Below are 19886 nucleotides of genomic sequence, written 5' to 3'. Positions count from 1 at the left end.
CCGCCGGCGTCAAGCAGTTTGGTCGGCCCGCTCAGCCGCCCGTCACGCAGAGACCGGTCAGCTGCAGGACGGGCTCGTCAGCCGCCAACCCGGTCCAGTGACGTCCGTCGGACGAGCCGAGGAGCCGGTCGACGCGCTGCGCCCCCGGGCGGGCGACGATCCGCTGCACGCTCACGCGGCGTCCGGTGCCAGCGGCGGCGGCCGCCACGGCGGCCTCAAGGGCGGTCGGGCAGATCGCGGCGGTCGGTGGAAACGGCATCGTCCACAGGTCGGCGGCCGTCCCGGCCGACAGGTCGGCCGAGTACCCGCCGTCGTGCCCGACCCGCCACCGCGGTCGGCTGATCGCCAGGCCGGACCAAAGCAGCCGAGGTCCACCGGAGCGGGGTGGAGCGTCAGCGGCTGGCGGGAAGGTCGCCGCCAGCGCCGAGGGCTCGGGCGGATCCTCGGCGTACCGCAGGGTGGCCGTGGCCGCCGGTTCGCCACCGTCGCCGAGCACCGCCACGGTCACCGTCCAGCCGTTCGGGGTGTCCGCGCCGACCGCGTGGTTGACGAAGCGGGTTCCCTCCTGCCGTAGCCGCAGCGCGTCGATCTGCACGGACACGTCGCTCAGTTCGACCAGGTGGCGGCGGGGCCAGCCCGGCGGGGCCACCCAGTCGGCCACCGAGCACATCTGCTCGATCAACACGCTGACCGGCAGGGCGGGGACACCGTCCACGGTGAACTCGCCGGCCAGACACGGTTGGTCCCCGGCGCGGTGGGTGACCGCGCTGCGGAGCTGGACGAACGGCTCGAACAGTTCGACCTCACCCAGGAAGTGGGCCAGCGAGTGCAGGCGTGGCAGGTCAGGGTGACCGGTGAACCGCCAGAACCCGCGCAACATCGAGGGGACCAGGGCGACCCCGATCCGACCGATGAACATCACCTCGCTGGTCGTACCCGCCCGCATCTCGTCGGTCCAGCGCCGGACGCCGTCGTCCGGCGCGATGGTGGAGACGTACCGGACGGCGTTGTCGTAGTTGGTGATCACCCCCAGCCGTTCCCAGGTCGGCCAGCACAGCGTCTGTGCCGGTAGGCCGTGGGTGCGGTGCGCCCAGAAGCCCAGCCGGGCGAGGGCTTCGTTACCCGCGGCGTAGTCGATCTGTCCGACCATGCCGCCCAGCCGCCCGGCGAGTGACCCGACGTTGCAGAACATCTTCAGCGTCGCGCGCCGGCGGTCGTCGGCGAGCACCTGGTTGACCAGGTTGGCGAAGCCGGTGACCTTGACGTCGACGGTGTCGACGACCTCTTCCGGCCGTTTCTCGGCCAGCCTTTTGGGCAGGTCGATGCCCGCGTTGTGGACGATCACCGTCGGCGCGCCGACGGTGTCGAACAGGGCCTCGACCTGGGCCTCGTCGGCGCAGTCGCACGCCTGGTAGGTGATCCGGAGACCGGCGTCCCGGGCGGCGGTGACATTGTGGTGCACCGCGCGCAGCTCCGCCTGTCGCCGCAGCACCTCGCGCACCTCGCGCAGTCGCGTCGCCGAGGTCGCCGCCGCGACCTCGGCGCGCCGGTATTCCTCGAAGGCGGCGTCGTCGAGGGCGAGCCAGGGCTCCTCGACGGACATGGCACTGCGTCCGGTGACCACCACGTGGCAACCGAACTCCCTGGCCAGATGCTCGGCGAGCGCGAAACCCACGCCCCGCGCGCCGCCGGAGATCAGGACCAGGTCGTCGACGCCGAGGTCGAGCCGGGGTTCGGGTACGTCCTGCCGGCGTGCCTCCAGCACGTAACGCTCGTCGCCGGCGTAGCCGACCTCGAACTGGTCCCACGAGCCGAGTTCGGCGTGCACCACGTCCGCGATGCGGACCGCTTCCGGCCGGTCGAGGTCCACCACCTTGATCGCCAGGTTGGGCAGCTCCCGGACCAGGCCCTTGGCGAGCCCCGCCCAGATGCCGCCCAACGGTTGTTCGATCGGAACGTCGTCGTACCCCATCTTGCCGCCCATGACGGTGACCACGAGGTACCAGCAGCCGTTGGCCAACGGCTGGGCCGCCCAGTCCGGATAGCGGTGCGCGAGCATCCGGACGCTGCGGTCCAGCGCGGAGCGCCAGTCGCCGTCACCGGGGGAGTACCGGGCGCCCGCCACGTTGAGGTCGACGATGCCGCCCCAGGCCGCCGGGGCCGGCTCGACACCGCGAGCGGCCACGTCGACTGCGAGACCTCGCGCCCGTAACCGCGCGGCGACGCCCTCCGCCAGCGCCACGTCGTCTCCGACGACCAGCAGCGGTCCCACGTCGGCTACCCGGGCGGTGACCGGCCGAGCCGCCGGGACCGGTGTCCACACGAACCGTTCGACGGGCCGGACGAACGATTCGGTGGTGAACGAGACCAGGTGCGGCCGGAGGGCGGGAGCACCCGGTGGGGACACCGTGGCAACGGTCACGACCGCTCCTCGAGGTACGCCGGCACTCCGCCGGTCGGGAACAGGGTGATGTACGTGCCCGGCCGGATGTCGTGACGCACCAGGCGGAGCCGGAACCGTTGACTGATCATCGCCACCGCGAGGACGCAGGTCGCCAGTGCCAGAGCCTTGCCGATACACATCCGTCGTCCGCCACCGAACGGGAGGTACGCGTACCGGTGTCGGCTCGTGGTGGCGGTGCGGAACCGGGCGGGGTCGAAGGCGTTCGGGTCGGTCCAGAGCTCGGCGGAGCGATGGGTGCCGTAAACGCTCATCAGGAGCGTGGTGCCGCCCGGCACGAACCGCCCCGCGACCGTGTCGTCGGCTATCGAGTCGCGGGGGAACTGCCACACCGGCGGGTAGAGCCGGAGCGCTTCGTCGACGGCGGCGGCGACGGCGGGCAGCCGGTCCACGTCGTCGATGGTCGGTGGGTTACCGGCCAGCACCCGGTCTACCTCTTCCTCGACCACCCGCCGCTCGCCGGGATGTCTGGCCAACTCGTACAGGGTCCAGATCATCGCCTGCCCGGTGGTGTCCGAGCCGGCCAGGAGCAGCGTCCGCAGACTGTCGGCGACGCCCTGGTCGGACAGGTCGGATCCGAGCAGTCGACCGGCGGGGTCGTCGCCGGTGTCACCGGTGCGTCCCCGTGACGTGACGGCGTCCCGCACGATCGCGTCGATCTTCTGATGGGCCCACCGGCGCTCCCGGTGGTATCGGGTCGGCAGCGCCTTGGGCAGCAGCTCGTTGATCCCGAAGACCGTCTTCGTGTACATCACCTTGGACGCGATCGCGGCGGCCTCGGAGTAGCCCGTCTCCGGCTTCGAGAGATCCCGACCGACCACGGCCGCGCCGATCACCCGGGCCGAGATGCTCATGACGTCGTCCGCGATGTCGACCGGTTCCCCTCGGTGGGCCAGCTCGGCCCAGCGGTCCAGCACGGCGCTGGTCGCGGTGATCGTTTCGACGGCGTCGTTGCGGGTCCGCTGCGGGGTGAACGCCGGCTGGACGACCCGTCGGTGCGTCTTCCACTCGGCGGTGTCGAGGGTGAGCAGGCCACGACCCATGTACGGGGCGAATCCCCGGTACAGCTTGCCCCGTACGTAGTTGTCGGGGTTGGTACGCAGCACCCGCTCGATGGCGTCGGGTTCGGTGACCTGGATGAACGGCACCGGCAGCTTGACGCCCACCATCGGGCCGTACCGCTGCTGGGTGTCGAGCGTGTACCCGAGCGGATCGCGGAAGTAGGGACCCGCGTCGCCGATGAGAGGCAGCCCCTTCGGGCCGTGCGGCACCGGGCACACGTTGCCCCGCTGCCCGCTGACCGGGCACGCCGCCGGCGGGCTGGTCGTATTCTCCGACTGCTGTTCGATGGACATTGACCTGCTCCTGTCCTTGTGCCCTGATCAGGGCCGAGTCGCTGGGGCGGGAAACATCTCGTCGAACGTCTTGCGGTCGACGATCTCGCCGGTGGACTGGTCGAGGTAGCCGACGATCGCGCCGATGATGTCCTTGACCTGGAGTAGCACCTCACCGTCGCGGGACACCGCGATGGCGCGATTGTCGGGGTTCGGGTCTTCGAGATCGAGATCGACCGGAGTCACGTACAACTCCACGTCTTCGCCGCGGGTAGCCAGGCTGGCGTCCGTGTGACCGCCGTACAGGTCGATGCGCCGGACGTACCGGGGGATCGCCACAGGCGTCCAACGGCCGTGCGCACGCTCCAACACGGCCACGCGGACCAGCCCGTCGAGCAGGACGGACGGCACCAGCAGGTCGGGGAACCAGCGGTGGATGCCGGCGGTGTCCAGGGCCAGCCGTCCGCGGCGACCCAGCGGGTGCACCCGGGTGTCCGTCGTGGAGCGGAACACCTCGCGCAGCAGCACCGGCGAGCCCGACGCGTGGTAGGGGTCGATCAACGCCTCGCTGCCGTGTTCGTCCCAGTGTGTCCAGCGAGGCCCGGGCGTCGGTCGGTCGCGTAGCCGCACCACGACGGAGAAGTGCAGCCGGTCGCGTACCAGGACCCGCCCGCCCGGCCCGAGCACGTCGCCGGAGATCCGCACCTGCACCACCGATTCGGTGTCGTCGCTGCTCAACAGTCGCGCGGTCAGCCGCTTCGTCCTGCTTCGGCCGTCCCGGTAGACCCGCAGGAAGGACTCCAACCGGAGATCCTCGAAGACGACCGGCACTCGGTCGGGCACCAGCATCACGGCCACCTCGGCGGCCAGTTCTGGTACGAACGTGCCGGGCAGGGTGGGGAACTCGAACACCTGGTGGTGCTCCAGGTAGCCGTCGCGATCGAGATCGAAGGTGCGTACGGCGGTCAGCGACGTCGCGTCCCGGTGCACGACATCGTCGATGAACGGTAGCCGCCGCTCGGCCCGGGGTGCCGGTCCCGCCAGCGGCACCGCGGGCTGCGGTGGTATGGCGGACCGGGGCGCTGCGGCGGGCACCTGCCGTGTCGTGGGCTCGGGTGGTGCCGCGGCGCAGAAGTCGAGCAGACCGGGGAGCACCGTGGAGAGCGCGCCCGCCTCGCGGTCACCGAACAGGACGGTCGCGGCCGGCGGCCTCGGACACGCGAGTTCGGCCAGGAAGTGCGCCACGCCCTCCTCGGTCGGGGTGGCCGTGAACCAGCCGGTCCGACTGAGGAACTCCTGCATCACGGTGCTGGCGCCCAGGCCGGTGTCGCGCCACAGCGTCCAGCCGATGGTGTGCTCGGTCGAGCCGTCGTCACGGGCGGCGGCTGCCGTGTTGAGGAAGTCGTTGGCGGAGGCGTAGTCGGTCTCGCCCCGGGTACCGCTGAAGCCCACGAACGATCCGAAGTTGCACCACCGGGCCGGTGGCCGCTCCCGCAGGGCATCGGCCAGGTTGAGGTAGGTGCGGACCTTCAGGTCACGCACCGTGCGGAAGTCGGCCAGGCTCTTGGAGCGTAGGTCGGAGGCGCGGTTGATGCCGGCGATGTTGATCAGCAGGTCGATGTCGCCCTGTTCGGCCAGGACCGCACCGACGGTCTCCCGCACCGCGGCGGTGTCGCGCAGGTCGCAGCGCAGGTACTGGACCCGGCCGGGTCCGCAGTGCAAGGCGAGTTCGGTCAGCGTACGGCGCATGTGGGCCGCGTCGCGTAGCCGGTCGAACCGCGCGTTGGCCGCCGCGACCGATACCCGGTCCGGGCCGGTGACCTGTTCCCGGATGTACCGGCTGCGCTGCTGCGGGTCGTCGAAATCCAGCACCGGATCGTCGTCTGCCGGCGGCGCGGAGCTGCCGAGGAGCACGATCCGTGGCGCGTAGCGCCGGGCCAGGGCGAGCAGGATCGGCGCGCCGATTCCTCGCGCACCACCCGCCGCCACCACCAGCGACGAACCATCCAGCGGTGGCGGCGCCGCATCGGGCTCGTCCACCTGCTCCGGACGGGCTCGCGGGGTCGTCCGACGGCCGTCGACGTGGTAGACGCACGGCAACAGCTGCTCGGCGCCGAGTTCTGCCACCGAGGTGGCGAGCGTGGCCGGTACCGGCCCGGCTGCGTGGACGGTGGCGACCACCAGCGCACCGGGACAGTCCAGCGCCAGGCTCTTCGTCAGCCCGGTGAACAGCCCGGTGAACGGCCGCGGCGTGCCGTCGGCGGTGATCCCGTCGAGTACGGTGACCAGATAGCTGCCGCCGTCGACCAGCCGGTCGGCGCTCTCCTGCGCTGCCAGGAACGCCCACTCGTGCAGCCGGAGCAGATCCCCGGACCGGGTCGACCAGCCCGCCACGTGCAGCTCCGGGTCCCGGGTGTCCACGATCACCCGTACGTGCCGGGGTGGCGCCTCCCGTGGTGCCCGCGCCTCGGGCCAGTCCGCCGGTGACAGGTGGCGCACTCCGCCGGACGTGCGTACCTCGACCGTGTCGTCCGAGACGACCAGGACGGTACCGTCGGCCGGCAGCGAAAATTCCGCGGCGGCGGCGGTCGTGTTGGTCAGCACCAGCACACCCGCCGGCAGCAGTTCCGGCACCGGCCGTGTCGCCCGGTAGGGCAGCTCGGCCAGTTCCAGGACGTGCCGGCGCAGCAGCTGTTCGGTCGGTGCGTCGGTCGCGGCCGGACCGGGCCGGCGCAGCCGCAGCGCCCGTACCGAGCCGGCGGCATCGGCGCGTACCGCCACGGTGCCGTACTCGACGCGGCCGGACAGCATCGCGGCGAGCCCGGCGGCGCCGCTCGCCCCGGCCAGTTTCGTGTCGAGCCCGCTCATCGGGTCACCTCCGCTACGGACAACTGGTCCAACTCGGCGAGGATGGGCAGCCCCTCGGCCTCGGCCACCGACCGCCGGGTCAACGCGAACAGGAACGCGCCCTCGGCCAGTTCGCCCTCCGAGGCGAACACGGCCCGCCACGATGCCAGGGTGTTGCCGTTCACCCCGGCGACCAGCGCCAGGTCGAGGTCGCCGAAGCGCAGGTAGTGGGCGGCGACCTCGAACGCGTCCGCCAGCGAGGCACCGCCGCCGTCCACGGTGATGTTGAGGCCGCGCAGATCGAAGTAGTTGCAGAGCCGGGCCGCGATGACGTTGGGCATCTCGCCCGGGAAGGAGTCCTCGGTCGGCGCGGCGATCCGCCCGGTGACGTCCTGCCGGAGCTGCTTGAGCAGCCGGGCCAGCGCCTCCGGATCGCGGGCCTCCGTACCGACGCGGTCCAGCTCGTCGAGGTAGCAGCGCAGCGCGAGCAGGACCGCGTTGCGGGTCGGACCCGCGTGCGCGACCACCACTCCGGTCCGCTCGCGGCGACGCTCGCAGGCCTGGCGTACCTGCCCGTCGAGGCGCTGCATGCACTCGACCAGCATCAGTTGGGTCCGGTCGGTGGCCCTCGCCGCCGGCGGCGGCATCTGGAGCTTCGGGAACGGCGGATGGGGATAGACCGGACCGAAGGTGTGCGGGGCACCGGCACGGCCGACGGAGCAGTCCGCGACCGCTTCGGTGTCGTCCACTCCGGGCAGGTGTCCCGACCAGCCGACCAGCACCAGCGGATCGGTGTGCGGCTCGCCGTAGCCGTAGGCGCCGTTCACGTCCGGGCGGTACTCGCTGACCAGCAGATGGGCGTTGGTGCCGCCGAATCCGAAAGCGGAGACCGCCGCGGTGCGGCACCGGTCCGGCAGGGGCGGCCAGGCGACCGGCTCGCTGGGTACGGCGAGGTTGGAGGTTTCCGCTCCGAACGACTCGGGGGTGCCGGTGAACCGGTACTGGGCGGGTATCACCCCGTGCCGCAGGGCCAGCAGCGCGTGGATGACCGACACCACGCCGGCTGCCCAGCCGGTGTGCCCGATCAGCGACTTGTTCGACGTCACCTGGATCGGCGCGTCGCCCGCGTAGGCGGCCCGCAGGGAGAGGAACTCCGCTTCGTCGCCGGCCGGGGTGCCCGTCGCGTGCGCGATGAGCATGCCCACGTCGCCGGGGCGGACCGTCGAACGGGTCAGCGCGCGGTTCACCGCCAGCTCCTGCCCGCTGCTGGACGGCGCGTAGATCGCCTTACCCTTACCGTCGGCGGAAAGCCCGGAGCCGGCCAGGATGCCGTGGATCTGGTCGCCGTCGGCGAGCGCCCGGGAGAGCCGCTTGAGCGCCACCACTCCGGCACCGTCGGAGAAGAGCACCCCGTCGGCGGCACGGTCGAGCGCGCGTACCGCGCCGGTCTTGGACAGGCCACCGAGCTTGGCGAAGAGCACCGAACCGCTCGGCATGAGCGCGAACGAGCCGCCGCAGAGCGCGATGTCCGCATCCCCCGTCAGTAGGTCGCGGATACCCAGATCGATCGAGTACAGCGAGGACGAGCAGGCGGTGTCCACCATCGTCACCCGAGCGTCGTCCGGCAGGATTCCGGCCACCGCGGCGCGCCCGACCTGGTGCGGCAGGGCCACCGGCCGGTCCGGGGACTGGTGCGGCAACACCCGGTCGAGCAGGGTGCGCAGGTCGTCGCGTACCGCGGGCTCGTCCGCCGCGGTTCCAGCCATCGCGAGAAACTCCCGGCTCGCCAGCGCCTCGAACAGGTGCTGGCTGCCGTCCGGCGTGTACCCGACCCAGACGCCGTACCGGTCGCCGGGGCGCCGTTTGACGCCGTCGAGAGCCTGGTGGACGCAGTGCCGCAGCCACCGGATCGTGAAGTCCGTGGTGTCGTCGTCGACGATCGGCTCGCCGGCCATCGCCGGGTGTGGTCGCAGGTCGGTGATGAACCCCGACCTGCGCTGGTAGGTCTTGTCCGGCGCGGTCGGGTCCGGGTGGTGGAAGCCGTCCATCCACCAGCGCTCCGGAGGCACCTCGACGAACAGTTCGGCACCCTCGTTGAGCAGCGACCAGAACCCGTCGGGGTCGGACGCGCCGGGCACCGCGATCCCCATCCCGACGACGACCACCGGGTCGTACGTGGCGTCGTGACCGGTTGGTACGGGGGTGGCATCGCTCGTCGCCTCGGGTGGTGCGACAGCCGCTTGCTCGGGAAGCGTGACAGCCGCCTCCTCGGACGGTGCGACAGCCGCTTCCTCGGGGGGCGTGACAGCGGTCGACGGGGCGGGGGCCGGAGGGGCCGCGTCGGGTGACAGCGCCCGATGATGCAGGCTCAGCCCGCCGTCGGCCAACACCGTCTGCCCGGTGATCCAGCCGGCCTCGGGCGACGCGAGCAGCAGGACCACGCCGGCCAGATCCTCTGGCGTGGCGAGTCGCCGCATCGGCGTGGCGGCCACCAGATTGTCCCGCAGCGAGGGAAAGCCGGGAAAGCGGCGGCCGACGTCGTTTTCGATCAGGCCGGCCGAGGCGGTGTTCACCCGGATGTCGTCCGCCGCGAACTCGGCGGCCAGATACCGCGTCAGGCTCTCCAGGGCCGCCTTGGACACCCCGACGGACAGATAGTTGGCCGGGGCGTGCGTGGCGCCCATGGACGAGACGTTGACGATGCACGACCCCGGGGTGGCGGCAAGTAGCGGGCGGGCGGTGCGTGAGCACCACAGCGGTCCCTTGACGTTGATGTCGAAAGCGCGGTCCAGGTGCTCGTCGGTGATGTCGTCGATCGTGGCGAAGGTCCCGGTGGCGGCATTGTTCACCAGCACGTCGAGCCGGCCGTACTCGTCGCGCACCTGGTCGAACATCTGCTCAAGTTGCGCCGGTCGGGCCACTGACGCGCGCAGCGGCTTCGCCCGTCCGCCCGCTGCGACCACCTCAGCGGCCAGTTCCTTCGCCGCTGGCCAGGAATGGAAGCAGTTGATCAGGACGGTGGCACCGGTCGCCGCGAAACCTCGGACGATCTCCCGGCCGACGCTGCCGGCCCCGCCGGTGACCAGGACCACCCGTCCGCCCGTCATCGGACCTGCCCGCTCGCGAGGTTCCCGTGCACGAGGTCGACCACGTTGCCGAAGGTGCGGTACTCGCCGATGCGCATCCCCTCGGGGCGCATACCCAGCGCGAACGTCTGGCCGATGCGGTTGAGCAGTTCGGTCTGCTTGACCGAGTCCACACCGAGGTCCGCCTCCAGTTGCGCAGCGTCCTCGAAGACCTCCTCCGGGTATTCGAGAGCCTGGGCGTACATGGCGCGCAGTTGCGCGGCGATCTCGGACCGGGGTAGCGCCGACCGACCGGCCGCTTCCCGTACCTCCGGGGTCGCCGCCGCCGGCGTGGGGGCTGGCGGAGCGGGCGGCGCGGTGGGCGTCGCGGTCGGCGGAGCGGGCGGCGCAGTGGGCGTCGCGGTCGGCGGGACGGGCGTAGCGCGCACGGTGGCGGCCGGCGGGACGGCGACGGTCGACGACGGTACGAGGAAGGCAGCGGCCTCCGCGATGGTCGTCGCGGTCTCGGTCACCGGCGTCAACACCGTGACGTCGGGGTGGAGCGAACGGACCACGTTGGTCAGCGCCCGACCCGCGCCGAGTTCCACCCAGACCCGAGCGCCCGCCCGGTGCAGCCGGCCAACGGTGCCGGCAAAGTCCACGGGCAGCACAAGGTGCGCGGAGAGCATCGCGGCCAGGTCGTCGTCCGCCCGATAGAACCGGCCCAGGATCGGGGAGAAGACCGGGGTGTGCATGGGCGCGGCACGCAGCCCCGTGAGCCGCTCCGCGAGCGCCTGTCGGGCGGTCGTCAACATGGTGTGATGAAACGGGTACGCCGAGAGCAGCGGTGTGGCCGGCACTCCGATCGCGGCGGCGATCGCCTTGACCCGGCGCAGCGCGTCGGCGGACCCGGAGACCACCACCTGTTCCGGCCCGTTGTCGGACGCGATCACCGGGCCGGCGTGGTCGAGTAGCGCGAGCACGGCGTCCATCCGGTCCCGGCCGCAACCGACAGCGACGAGCCCGCCTTCGGCCGTGGCGTGCTCCCGCAGTACGGCGATCCGGTGGCAGAGCACGGACGCGCCCTGCTCGACGCTGAGGGCACCTCCGGCCACCAGCGCGGCGATCTCGCCCATGCTGTGGCCGATCAGCGCGCCGAACGCGCCGCCACGGCGGCGTAGCGCGTCGTGTGTCGCGACGGTGGTGGTGAAGATCGCGAGCTGCATGGTGTCGGGCGAGTCGGCGAACAACTGTTGGGTGCTCGGCGGCTCACCAGCGCGTAGGCCGGCGATCGGATGGTGGCCGAGCATGGCCGCGCTGACCCGATCGACCTGCTCGACGAGCTTTTCCAGTTCCCGGTCGGCACCGATGAAGTCCAGGCAGCCGGGGAAATAGGCACCCTGTCCGGGGAAAACACCGACAGCAATCTCTGGTTGATCGAACATCAGATCTCCTCCGCTATCCCCTCGTGTGGTGTCACCGACGCTGAAGCGCCGCCACCGGCCGGAGGTCTGGCGAGCCGGCCCTGTCCTCCTGTCCTCCGCTCCTCGGCCGTGCCGAGGCCAGCTCCCGACCCCTTGGTCCAAACACAGGAGACGGTCGGCCGGTGGGAAAGACGTTAGGTCGTCGACTGCGATGCACGTTAGGTCGTCGACCGGGATACATCAGGTCCGCGACCTCTCGCCGGCGGCCGTAGCCCACCTACGAAGGAGCCGAGTGCCCACCCTGGACGTGTACTTTCTCGCCCTGCACGAGCCGTACTCGGCGCCGACGCACCTGACTGACCGTCCTCAGCAGGCAGACGTCGGGTTACGAGACATCCCTCAGCTAGTGGGCTGTCCACGAACGTTTCCGGGTTCAGACACGTCGGACGGCTTGTGCCGGCTGGCACCAGCCGGGTGCGGGATCAGTCGACGAGGACGGCCGAGGCGCCCAGGACTGTTGACCTTGCCCAAGGGTGAAGGCCGACACTGTCTGTGGCGAGCGAGCTTGGCGAGGTGTGCGCTTGTCGCTGACCGGACACCAATGAGAGGGGCTTACATGGATGAGGACGGTCTCCTGGCAGAACAGATGGCCTACTACCGGGCCGGTGCGGCCGAATACGACCGGCCCTATACAGAGTACGAAGACCTGCAGAGGTTGTTGGCTGTCGTCGATGACCTTCCGATCGCCGGGGATGTGCTCGAGTTGGCCTGCGGAACAGGTCAGTGGACCTCTCTGCTCGCTGCGCGGGCACATTCGGTGACAGCTGTCGATGCGGCATCCGAAGTGTTAGCCCTGGCTCGGGCGCGCACCGCATCCCCTACCGTGCAGTTCATTGAGGCCGACTTGTTTGAGTGGCAGCCGCCACGACGCTACGACACCGTGTTCTTCGCCTTCTGGCTCTCCCATGTACCGCCGGCACGCTTGCCCGACTTCTGGAACGCCGTCGCCACCGCGCTCGCGCCGGGCGGCAAAGCAGTCTTCATCGACGACGGCCCCGCCGTAGCCGCCAGCGAAGAAGTCCTCGCGAACCAGCCGACCCCGGCGGTGCTGCGCCGGCTCGATGACGGCAGCCAGTACCGCATCGTGAAGGTATTCCATGATGCTCAGACCCTCACGGACGTCCTCACAGCGCTGGGGTGGTCGGTCGGCATCCGGCCCATGGGCGGGAACTTCGTCGGCATCGCAGAACCCCCGACCACCCCAGGCGAAGAGCCCGCAACCGTGCCAGCATCCTGAGCCAGGCGGTGCCGTACCGACACGGCCACCCGCATTCTCCAAAGGTCGTGCGCTGACGAGAGGACACCGCGTCCGGACGGGCCAGTCCTGGCCCGGATGACCGCGCGGGAAAGGACCACGGCCTGCGGCGGGTTCAGTGCACGGGTGACCCGTGCAAACGACACGGTCGAATCATGACAGCACGGGGATCGGCAATGTGTTCCCCGGATGGGCAGGCTGAGGTCATGGAAGACGTCGTCATTGAAGTGAACCAGCTGCGTCGTAGCTATGGGGAGTTCGAGGCGGTCCGGGGGGTGTCTTTGGCCATCGGCCGGGGCGAGCTGTTCGCCCTGCTGGGCACCAACGGCGCCGGCAAGACCACCACGATCGAGGCGCTCGAGGGGTTGCAGCGGCCGACCTCAGGCGAGGTGCGGGTGCTCGGCCTGGACCCGATCGCCGACCGCTCCGCTGTACGTCCGCGGACCGGCGTGATGCTCCAGCACGGCGGTTTCACCGGCGCCCTGACCGTACGCGAGACGATCGAGTCCTGGCGGGCGCTCACCGTTCGTCCGCGCACCACCCGCGACATGCTCGAGACGGTGGAACTGGCCGACCGGGCCGACGTCGCCGTCGAGCAGCTCTCCGGCGGCGAGGGCCGGCGGCTGGAGCTGGCGCTGGCCGTGCTGGGTAGGCCGGAGGTGCTCTTCCTCGACGAGCCGACCACCGGTATGGATCCGGCCTCGCGGCGCCGCACCTGGGATGTCGTCCGCGAGCTGCAGGCGGGCGGGACCACCATCCTGCTCACGACGCACTACCTCGAAGAGGCGGAGGTGCTCGCCGACCGGGTGGCGATCATGCAGGGCGGGCACATCGTGTCTCGCGGGACGCCCGAGGAGGTGGTGCACACGCTGCCGGCGCGGATCACGTTCCGCTCACCGGAGGGGTACGACCTGCCCGATCTGCCGCACGGCACGCTCTCGGTGGACGGCGACCGCGTCGCCTACGAGACCCGCGACCTGCAGGGCGACCTCTCCCGGCTACTGGACTGGGCCAAAACCACCGGAGTGCGGCTGTACGGGCTCTCCGCGCGCCCCGCCACCCTCGAGGACGTATTCCTGGACATCGCCGGCGAGCACGCTGACGCCGGTCAGCGACCGGAACGTGAGGAAGTTCGATGACCACCGTCACGACGGATCGGGCGGCGCGGCCGTCCTGGCAGATGCTCGCCCTGCTGCGCATGGAGCTGCTGGCGCTGCGGCGCAACTGGACCGCAACCGCCCTCTCCGTGGTCACTCCGCTGCTCATCGGGTTGCTGTTGACCAGCGGCTACGGCGGCCAGGCCGTCCCCGGAGTGCGGCGGGTGGTCAGCGTGACCGCGCTGATCATGGTCTTCGTGGTGCACCACCATCTGACCACCGTCTACGCCTCGCGCCGGCAGGAGAACGTGCTCAAGCGGATGCGGGTGGGTCTGCCGTCCGACCGCACCATCCTGCTCGGCACCGCCAGCAGCACGGTGCTCACCTTCCTGGCACAGACCGCCGTCCTGGCGCTCTACGCCATCCTGGCGCTCGACCTGCCGGTGCCGCGACACCCGCTGGTGATCCTGCTTGCCTTGCTGCTGGGCGCCGCGGTGATGGCAGCCTTCGCCGCGGTACTGTCCGCGGTCACCCGCAGCTCCGAGGCCGCGATGCTGACCACCCTGCCATCCATGGTGATCTTCTTGGCCGCCCCGGGTGCACTGCTGCCGCTGGGCGCGCTGCCGGAGCCGATTGAGCGGGTGCTGTGGTTCCTGCCGACCGGCCCGTTCACCGAACTGCTGCGCGTCGGGTGGCTGGCACAGACCGACGGGGGCCGGGCGCTCGGCTTCTGGGACAGTCACCTGCTCGCACTGCCCTCGGCCGGTGTGCTGCTGGTGTGGCTGGTCATCGGCGCCTGGCTGACCCGCCGCTTCTTCCGGTGGGAGCCCCGGCACGTCTGATCCGACGCCGGCCCATCATGCCTGCTCCGCTCGGCGCCCGACATCCAGGTGGTGGCTGGTATCCGACGGGCGCGGCGCGGTGCCCTGCGCGCCGGTCGGTGTGTCGACGGCTCCCACTCTCACGGCCGCTTGTGATCAGTGTGCAACGACGACGGTGCGTACGACGCCATCAGCAGTCTCGGATGCTCGTCGAAAACCCAACCAGATCACACCCGGTAGTACTGCACGACGCAGAACTCGTTGTCCTCCGGGTCGGTCATGACGAGGACTGCGCCCTCTTGGTAGTCATGCCGTTCACCTGTCCACCGCCCGCCCAACATCCCGATCCGCTCGACCGCTTCGTCGACGTCGGTAACGGCGATGTCGAGGTGTAGTCGCGTCTTGCCGACCTTGGGCTCCGGGACCGGCTGGAATGTCAGCACCGGGCTGCCCTCGGCGACAGTGACGCGCCGCCAGCCGGGAAGAGACTCCGTCACGCGTCCTCCAAGCACGACGGACCAGAAGTCAGCCAGTCGCTGCGGATCCCGGCAGTCGACCGTGACTCCGGCAAGTCGGCCCAGTGTCTCCACGACACCGACCATAGCGACGATGTGCAGCCCGCTCCCACGGCCCGATGAGATGGACGTACCCGAGAGTTGAACCCGAACCCGGGTGCGGGCGGTGCCTGGCCGCCCGCACCCGGTTGGTCCGACGTCGTCGACCCGCCTTAGCGGGACACCGGGGTCGCCCGGTCCAGCGCGGGCGGGCGGACCGGGGACGCGTTCTCCAGGTAGCGCCACAGAGCGTCACCGCCGTTGTACAGGCTGCGGTCCTGCTTGCGCGCCTCGAACAGCGCGGTGAACCCGGGTGTGGCGTTCTTGGCGAAGAAGTTGTTCGCCAGGGTCGCAATCCGATACGTCGACTTGAGCCTCAACGGCTTGCCGCCGATCCGCACGCTGCCGGGGTCCACCCGGTCGCCGACCGGCCTGGACAGGTCGTAGCGATACCGGACGTTGCCCGACACCGCCATGTGCCGGTACGTCACGGTGCCGTCCGCCGCCTGCTGCCACTGGCTCTCCAGCAGTTGGTCGAGCTGGGCGCCTGTCACGTCGCCCCGGACGAGCCCCACCCCGATGCCGCTGTCGTAGACGGTGCCCAGCGCGAGCTCGGAGAAGAGCACCCGGCCCGGAGCGTCGGCCGGGTTGGCAGGGTCGGCGGCGTACCGGACGTCCCGGCGCAGGATGCCGGGCATCGCGACCGCCAGGTCGGCCTTGCCGTCCCGGTTCGCGGCCCAGAGGAACGCGTCGGCGGTGGCGTCATACATGGTCGACTCGGCGCTGTCACCCGGGGCCCGGGTCAGGTCCGCGGTCACCTGCGCGACCGGCAGGTTCGCCCGCTTCGCCAGCTCAGTCCGCCAGTAGTCGGCGATCCGCAGGGTCTCGGGGTCCGGAGTCACGTCCTGGGTGTTGGCGTGGTTGACCGAGGTCGTCCGGTCCCGCAGCACCTCGCCGGTACGCGGGTCGAGCTGGAGGTTGATCTCGTTGAACAGCCGGCCGTGGTTGGCCGCCTCCACCACCGGACGCGGGTTGCCGGCCGGGTCGGGGAGCATGCAGTTCACCAGGGCGTGCCAGTGGCCGGTGACGATCGCGTCGACGTCCGCGCTGATCCGGGCGTTGGCGTCGTACATCGGGCCGAACGGGTTGACGCACTCGTCGTACCCGGCACCGGCCTCCTGGGAGAAGCCCTCGTGGATGACCGCCACGATGGCCTTCACGCCCTGCCGGCGCAGCTCGGCGGCGTACTTGTTGACCGTGTCAGCCTCGTCGAGGAAGTCGAACCCCTTCGGGGTGTAGGACATCTGCTCCTCGGACATCAGCTTGGTGGTGGCGTGCACGAAGCCGACCGGCAGCCGACCGCCGTGCCCGTCGCTGACGTACTCGACGTGGTACGGCGGCAGCTTGGGCTTGCCGCTGCGGTCGTCCACGACGCTGCCGGAGTAGTAGTCGTAGTCCGCGCCGTGGAAGCGCCGGCCGGTGGAGTCGGTGAAGCAGATGTCGTTGTCGGGCCGCCACCGGCAGGTGCCGTCGTCCATGTGCCGGAGGAACTCGTAGCCCCGATCCATCTCGTGGTTGCCGACCGTGGAGAATTCCAGCCCGATCGAGTTCAGGTATTCGATGGTCGGCTCGTTCCAGAACCACCCGGTCTCGTTCGGCCAACCGCTGAAGTCGTCCCCGGCCGAGAAGAGGATGGAGTTCCGCTGGCCGGCTTGGCGCTGCTTGAGGTGTGCCGTCAGGTAGGCGCCGCCGCCGACCTGACGGGCCGGCTCGCCGGCCCGGGCTCCGGGCACGGTCGTGGTGTAGTCGCCGAAGTAGCCGTGCAGGTCCGTGATGGACAGGAGTTGCACCGGGACCGGCGTACCCGGCCGGGCGCCGGCCGGCGAGGCCGAGGCAGCCGGCGACGCCGCCCCACCGGCCAGCAGCAAGCCGGCGGCCACCGCGGCGGCCAGGGCGGTTCGGCCACGCCGGAGCAATCGAGCGCTGTCAAGCATGTGTCGGGCTCCCAAGGGTGGTACGGGTTGGTTCGCCCGGACAGCCTCTGCCCAGTTGATCAACATTGTGTGAACTGCCGTGGTGCTCGGCCTGACCACGCACTGACGATGCGCCGCTGAGCCGGCAAGGCCGCTCGCCGTGCGGGGTCACCGGAGTTATTCATCCTGGTAACTTGCTGCGCTATGCGGAGCACCACCCTTCTGATGGCGGCGTGGCTGGCCACCACCGTCGTGGTTGCCCCCGAAGGGGTGCAGGCGGCGAACACCGGCCCGGGTGCCACGTCGGCTGTCATGGAGCACTTCAACGATGCTGAGTTCGGCACCGTGCCAGCCGGCTGGGGTACCGATACGTCCGGCGGGACCGTCGGGGTCGCCGCCGTCCCAGACGCGGTGGACCGCAGCCTCCGGCTGACGAAGACCGCGACTGACGCAGCTTCGTCGACGATTGTGGAGCGGCGGACGACAGCCGGTCTCACCGGCGTCGTCGAGGCGGAGGTACGCGTCCGCGTCGACTCGGCGGTAAGTGCGTTCAACGTGCTCTACGTGGCCAGCCGGACCGGCGTGCCGGTGGCGAGCATCGGCATCCGCGCCGGGCGCTACTACAACGCCGGCCCGAATCAGACGCTCGCGGCCGCGTCGCAGGGCTGGCACGTCGTGCGTGTCGAGCTGCGCACCGACGACCAGACCTTCGACCTGCACGTCGATGGTGCCAAGCTGCTCGACGCCGCGCCGTTCCGCACTCCGGCCGCCGATGTCGGCCGGCTCACGTTCGGCCTCGGTCCCGGCGCCACCAACCTCGGCACGATGTGGGTCGACAACGTGAGCCTGCGAAGGGTGCCCGAGGACACCGCGGCGTACCAGGCCAAGGACCTGTTCGACGACGTGCCGGTCGGTACCGTGGCGCCGGGCTACGTGGTTGCCGGTGGCGGGGGCACCGTCGATGCGCAGCCCGTGCCGAGCGACGCCGACCGCAGCCTGCGCATCACCAAGACCACCAGCACTCAGGAGTTGACCGCCACCCGTGCGTTGAGGACACCACAGAAGGGCGTCGTGATGGTGCAGGCCAACTTGCGGACGGAGTCGACGACCGGTGTCAAGATGGCGCTGTACATCCGCAGTTCCACTGGCAGGATCTCGGCCTCGCTACAGTTCAGCAACTCGGTTCTGCAGTACGTATCCGGCGGGGTCAGCCATGTCCTGCTCTCCGGTGTGCAGCCCGGCGAGTGGTACACGGTCCGCCTCGTGCTCGACGTCCCGGGCCGACAGTTCGTGGCCTACGCAGACGGCCGGCGCTTTCCGGCGGTGAGCACCACGGCAAGACCCACCCACTTCCCGTTCCGCGACCCGGCCGCGGCCGATGTGGCGCAACTCGTCCTCGGCGTCGGCGCCGGCCAGGTCGGCACCCTGTACGCCGACAAGGTTCTCGCGTATCCGGTTCCCGACCAGACGCCGACCGGGCCGGTTGTGGACGTGCGCTCGTTCGGCGCGACCGGGAACGGCACCACCGACGACACCGCAGCGGTCCAGGCGGCGGTGAACGCGACTCCCACTGGTGGTTCGGTCCTGCTCAGCGGCGGTGTGTTCCGCACCGGGACGATCATGTTGAAGTCCGATATGACGTTCTTCGTGGCACCCGATGCCATGCTGCTGGGCACCTGGGATGACGCTGCCTACCCCTCCGTTGCGAGGATCGCCCCGAGCCGCCCTTTCGTCGGCGGCGTGCTCACCAAGGCGCTGCTCTTCTCCCACCGGGCAAACAATCTGACCATCGAGGGCGGCGGAGTCATCCACGGCAACGGCACGAATCCCGCCTGGGCCGGCGGCCAGCCCGGGCCCGCCGAGAACCACCGTCCGGCCGGCATGTTCCTCACCTCCGGCAGCAATGTCACCATCCGTGACATCTACCTGAAGGACGCCGCGTTCTGGGGCATCGTGCCCGCCGAAATCGACGGCCTGACCATCACCGACGTCGCGGTCGACAGCAACATCGACGGAAACCGTGACGGCATCGACGTCGTCGACGGTCACGATGTCCTCATCGAACGGGTGGACGTCTACAGCGATGACGACTCGATCTGCTTCAAGAGTCACTTCTCGACCAGCCAGCGCGTCTCCAGCCGCGGAGTCGTCGGGGCCGTCGTCCGGCTGTCGAGCGTGTCCGCCTCCGGACGGGCGAACGGCGTCAAGCTCGGCACCGCCAGCGACGGCGCCTTCGCCGACATCACGGTCGAGGACGTCCTTGTCAAACGACCGCGCAACGCGGGGATCGTCGTCACCGAGGTTGGCGGCGGGACGGTCACCAATGCCCGGTTCCGGCGTGTCACGATCGACCAGACCCAGCGGGCGATCTTCGTACTGATCGGGCGCCGAACCGGAGCACCCGACCCCCGGTGGATCAGCGGCCTGCGCTTCGAGGACATCACTGCTACCCGCATCGCTGATGCGGCGCCCAACCATCTTGCGACGGGAGCCGTGCTCTCGGGTACCAAGGAGAGCACGGGCGCCACGTACGGGATGTACGACATCCTCCTGAGCAATGTGAAAGTCAACGTCACCGTCGGCGGATCGGTCGCTCCGCAGACTCCGAACGAGTACAACGGCGACTATCCCGAGAGCACCCGCTGGCCCTACCTTGCGGCGTACGGCTTCTCCATTCGACACGCAGACGGGGTGACCCTGCGTAACAGCTCGGCGACGCTTGCGAATCCCGGAGCCCGGCCGATGACAGCCACGGTCGACGTGCTTACGTATGCGACGGGCTGACACGGCAACGGCAGTAGGCGAATCGAGACTCGACTCGCGTTCGTCGGTCTGCGTGTGACGGATGTTGATGTCGATCGGCGGGATCGAGCGGCCTTTTGTCGGCAGCGGCGGGGGGTAGGCGCCCGGCCGCGACCGACACGGCGGGCGACGGCCGGTTTCCGCGCTTCGTCGACGCGGTATCCCGGCGGTGTGGCCTGCCGCCCGAGCAGGC

The 19886-nt window shown here is 70.4% G+C and carries 11 protein-coding genes; 4 read left to right on the top strand and 7 right to left on the bottom strand.

Annotated features, from left to right (window positions below):
* Positions 1–31 precede the first annotated feature (31 nt).
* From AB0C01_RS06940 to AB0C01_RS06920, 5 genes are read right to left on the bottom strand one after another with little or no spacing between them, the layout of a single operon-like run.
* On the bottom strand, positions 32–2422 hold the full coding sequence (locus AB0C01_RS06940; protein WP_357240595.1) for an SDR family NAD(P)-dependent oxidoreductase: 2391 nt from the start codon (positions 2420–2422) through the stop codon (positions 32–34).
* Positions 2419–3816, bottom strand: a complete 1398-nt coding sequence (locus AB0C01_RS06935; protein WP_357570501.1) for a cytochrome P450 — start codon at positions 3814–3816, stop codon at positions 2419–2421. The genes AB0C01_RS06940 and AB0C01_RS06935 overlap by 4 nt, the downstream gene beginning before the upstream one ends.
* 27 nt (positions 3817–3843) lie before the next feature.
* Positions 3844–6663: an SDR family NAD(P)-dependent oxidoreductase gene (locus tag AB0C01_RS06930; RefSeq protein WP_357570500.1), complete on the bottom strand. Its 2820-nt coding sequence runs from the start codon at positions 6661–6663 to the stop codon at positions 3844–3846.
* Entirely contained in the window at positions 6660–9749 is a 3090-nt protein-coding gene (locus AB0C01_RS06925) for an SDR family oxidoreductase (protein WP_357570499.1), read from the bottom strand. The genes AB0C01_RS06930 and AB0C01_RS06925 overlap by 4 nt, the downstream gene beginning before the upstream one ends.
* Positions 9746–11152, bottom strand: coding sequence for an acyltransferase domain-containing protein (locus AB0C01_RS06920; RefSeq protein ID WP_357570498.1), 1407 nt, complete (start codon positions 11150–11152; stop codon positions 9746–9748). The genes AB0C01_RS06925 and AB0C01_RS06920 overlap by 4 nt, the downstream gene beginning before the upstream one ends.
* A gap of 595 nt (positions 11153–11747) precedes the next feature.
* Between AB0C01_RS06920 and AB0C01_RS06915 the strand changes: the two genes are divergently transcribed.
* The 3 genes from AB0C01_RS06915 to AB0C01_RS06905 all read left to right on the top strand — a co-directional run bounded on the left by AB0C01_RS06915 (position 11748) and on the right by AB0C01_RS06905 (position 14385).
* Positions 11748–12428, top strand: a complete 681-nt coding sequence (locus AB0C01_RS06915; RefSeq protein ID WP_357570497.1) for a class I SAM-dependent methyltransferase — start codon at positions 11748–11750, stop codon at positions 12426–12428.
* A gap of 224 nt (positions 12429–12652) precedes the next feature.
* Entirely contained in the window at positions 12653–13585 is a 933-nt protein-coding gene (locus tag AB0C01_RS06910; RefSeq protein ID WP_357240577.1) for an ABC transporter ATP-binding protein, read from the top strand.
* A complete protein-coding gene (locus AB0C01_RS06905; protein WP_357570496.1) occupies positions 13582–14385 on the top strand; it encodes an ABC transporter permease in 804 nt (267 codons plus the stop codon). Before AB0C01_RS06910 ends, AB0C01_RS06905 begins: the two co-directional genes overlap by 4 nt.
* A gap of 206 nt (positions 14386–14591) precedes the next feature.
* On the opposite strand, the gene AB0C01_RS06900 is transcribed toward AB0C01_RS06905, so the two are convergent.
* Positions 14592–14966 carry a VOC family protein gene (locus AB0C01_RS06900; protein WP_357570495.1) on the bottom strand — a complete coding sequence of 125 codons (375 nt, stop codon included), beginning with the start codon at positions 14964–14966 and terminating at the stop codon, positions 14592–14594.
* Positions 14967–15091: 125 nt separating this feature from the next.
* Entirely contained in the window at positions 15092–16912 is a 1821-nt protein-coding gene (locus AB0C01_RS06895) for a bifunctional metallophosphatase/5'-nucleotidase (protein WP_357570494.1), read from the bottom strand.
* A 534-nt stretch (positions 16913–17446) separates the two neighbouring features.
* Between AB0C01_RS06895 and AB0C01_RS06890 the strand changes: the two genes are divergently transcribed.
* Positions 17447–19675 (top strand): glycosyl hydrolase family 28 protein, encoded by a 2229-nt coding sequence (locus AB0C01_RS06890; RefSeq protein WP_357570493.1) that lies wholly within the window; start codon positions 17447–17449, stop codon positions 19673–19675.
* Positions 19676–19886 lie beyond the last annotated feature (211 nt).

This window comes from Micromonospora sp. NPDC048905, from assembly GCF_040649655.1.
Classification (GTDB): Bacteria; Actinomycetota; Actinomycetes; order Mycobacteriales; family Micromonosporaceae; genus Micromonospora.
This window is presented reverse-complemented; position numbering and strand designations above follow the sequence as displayed.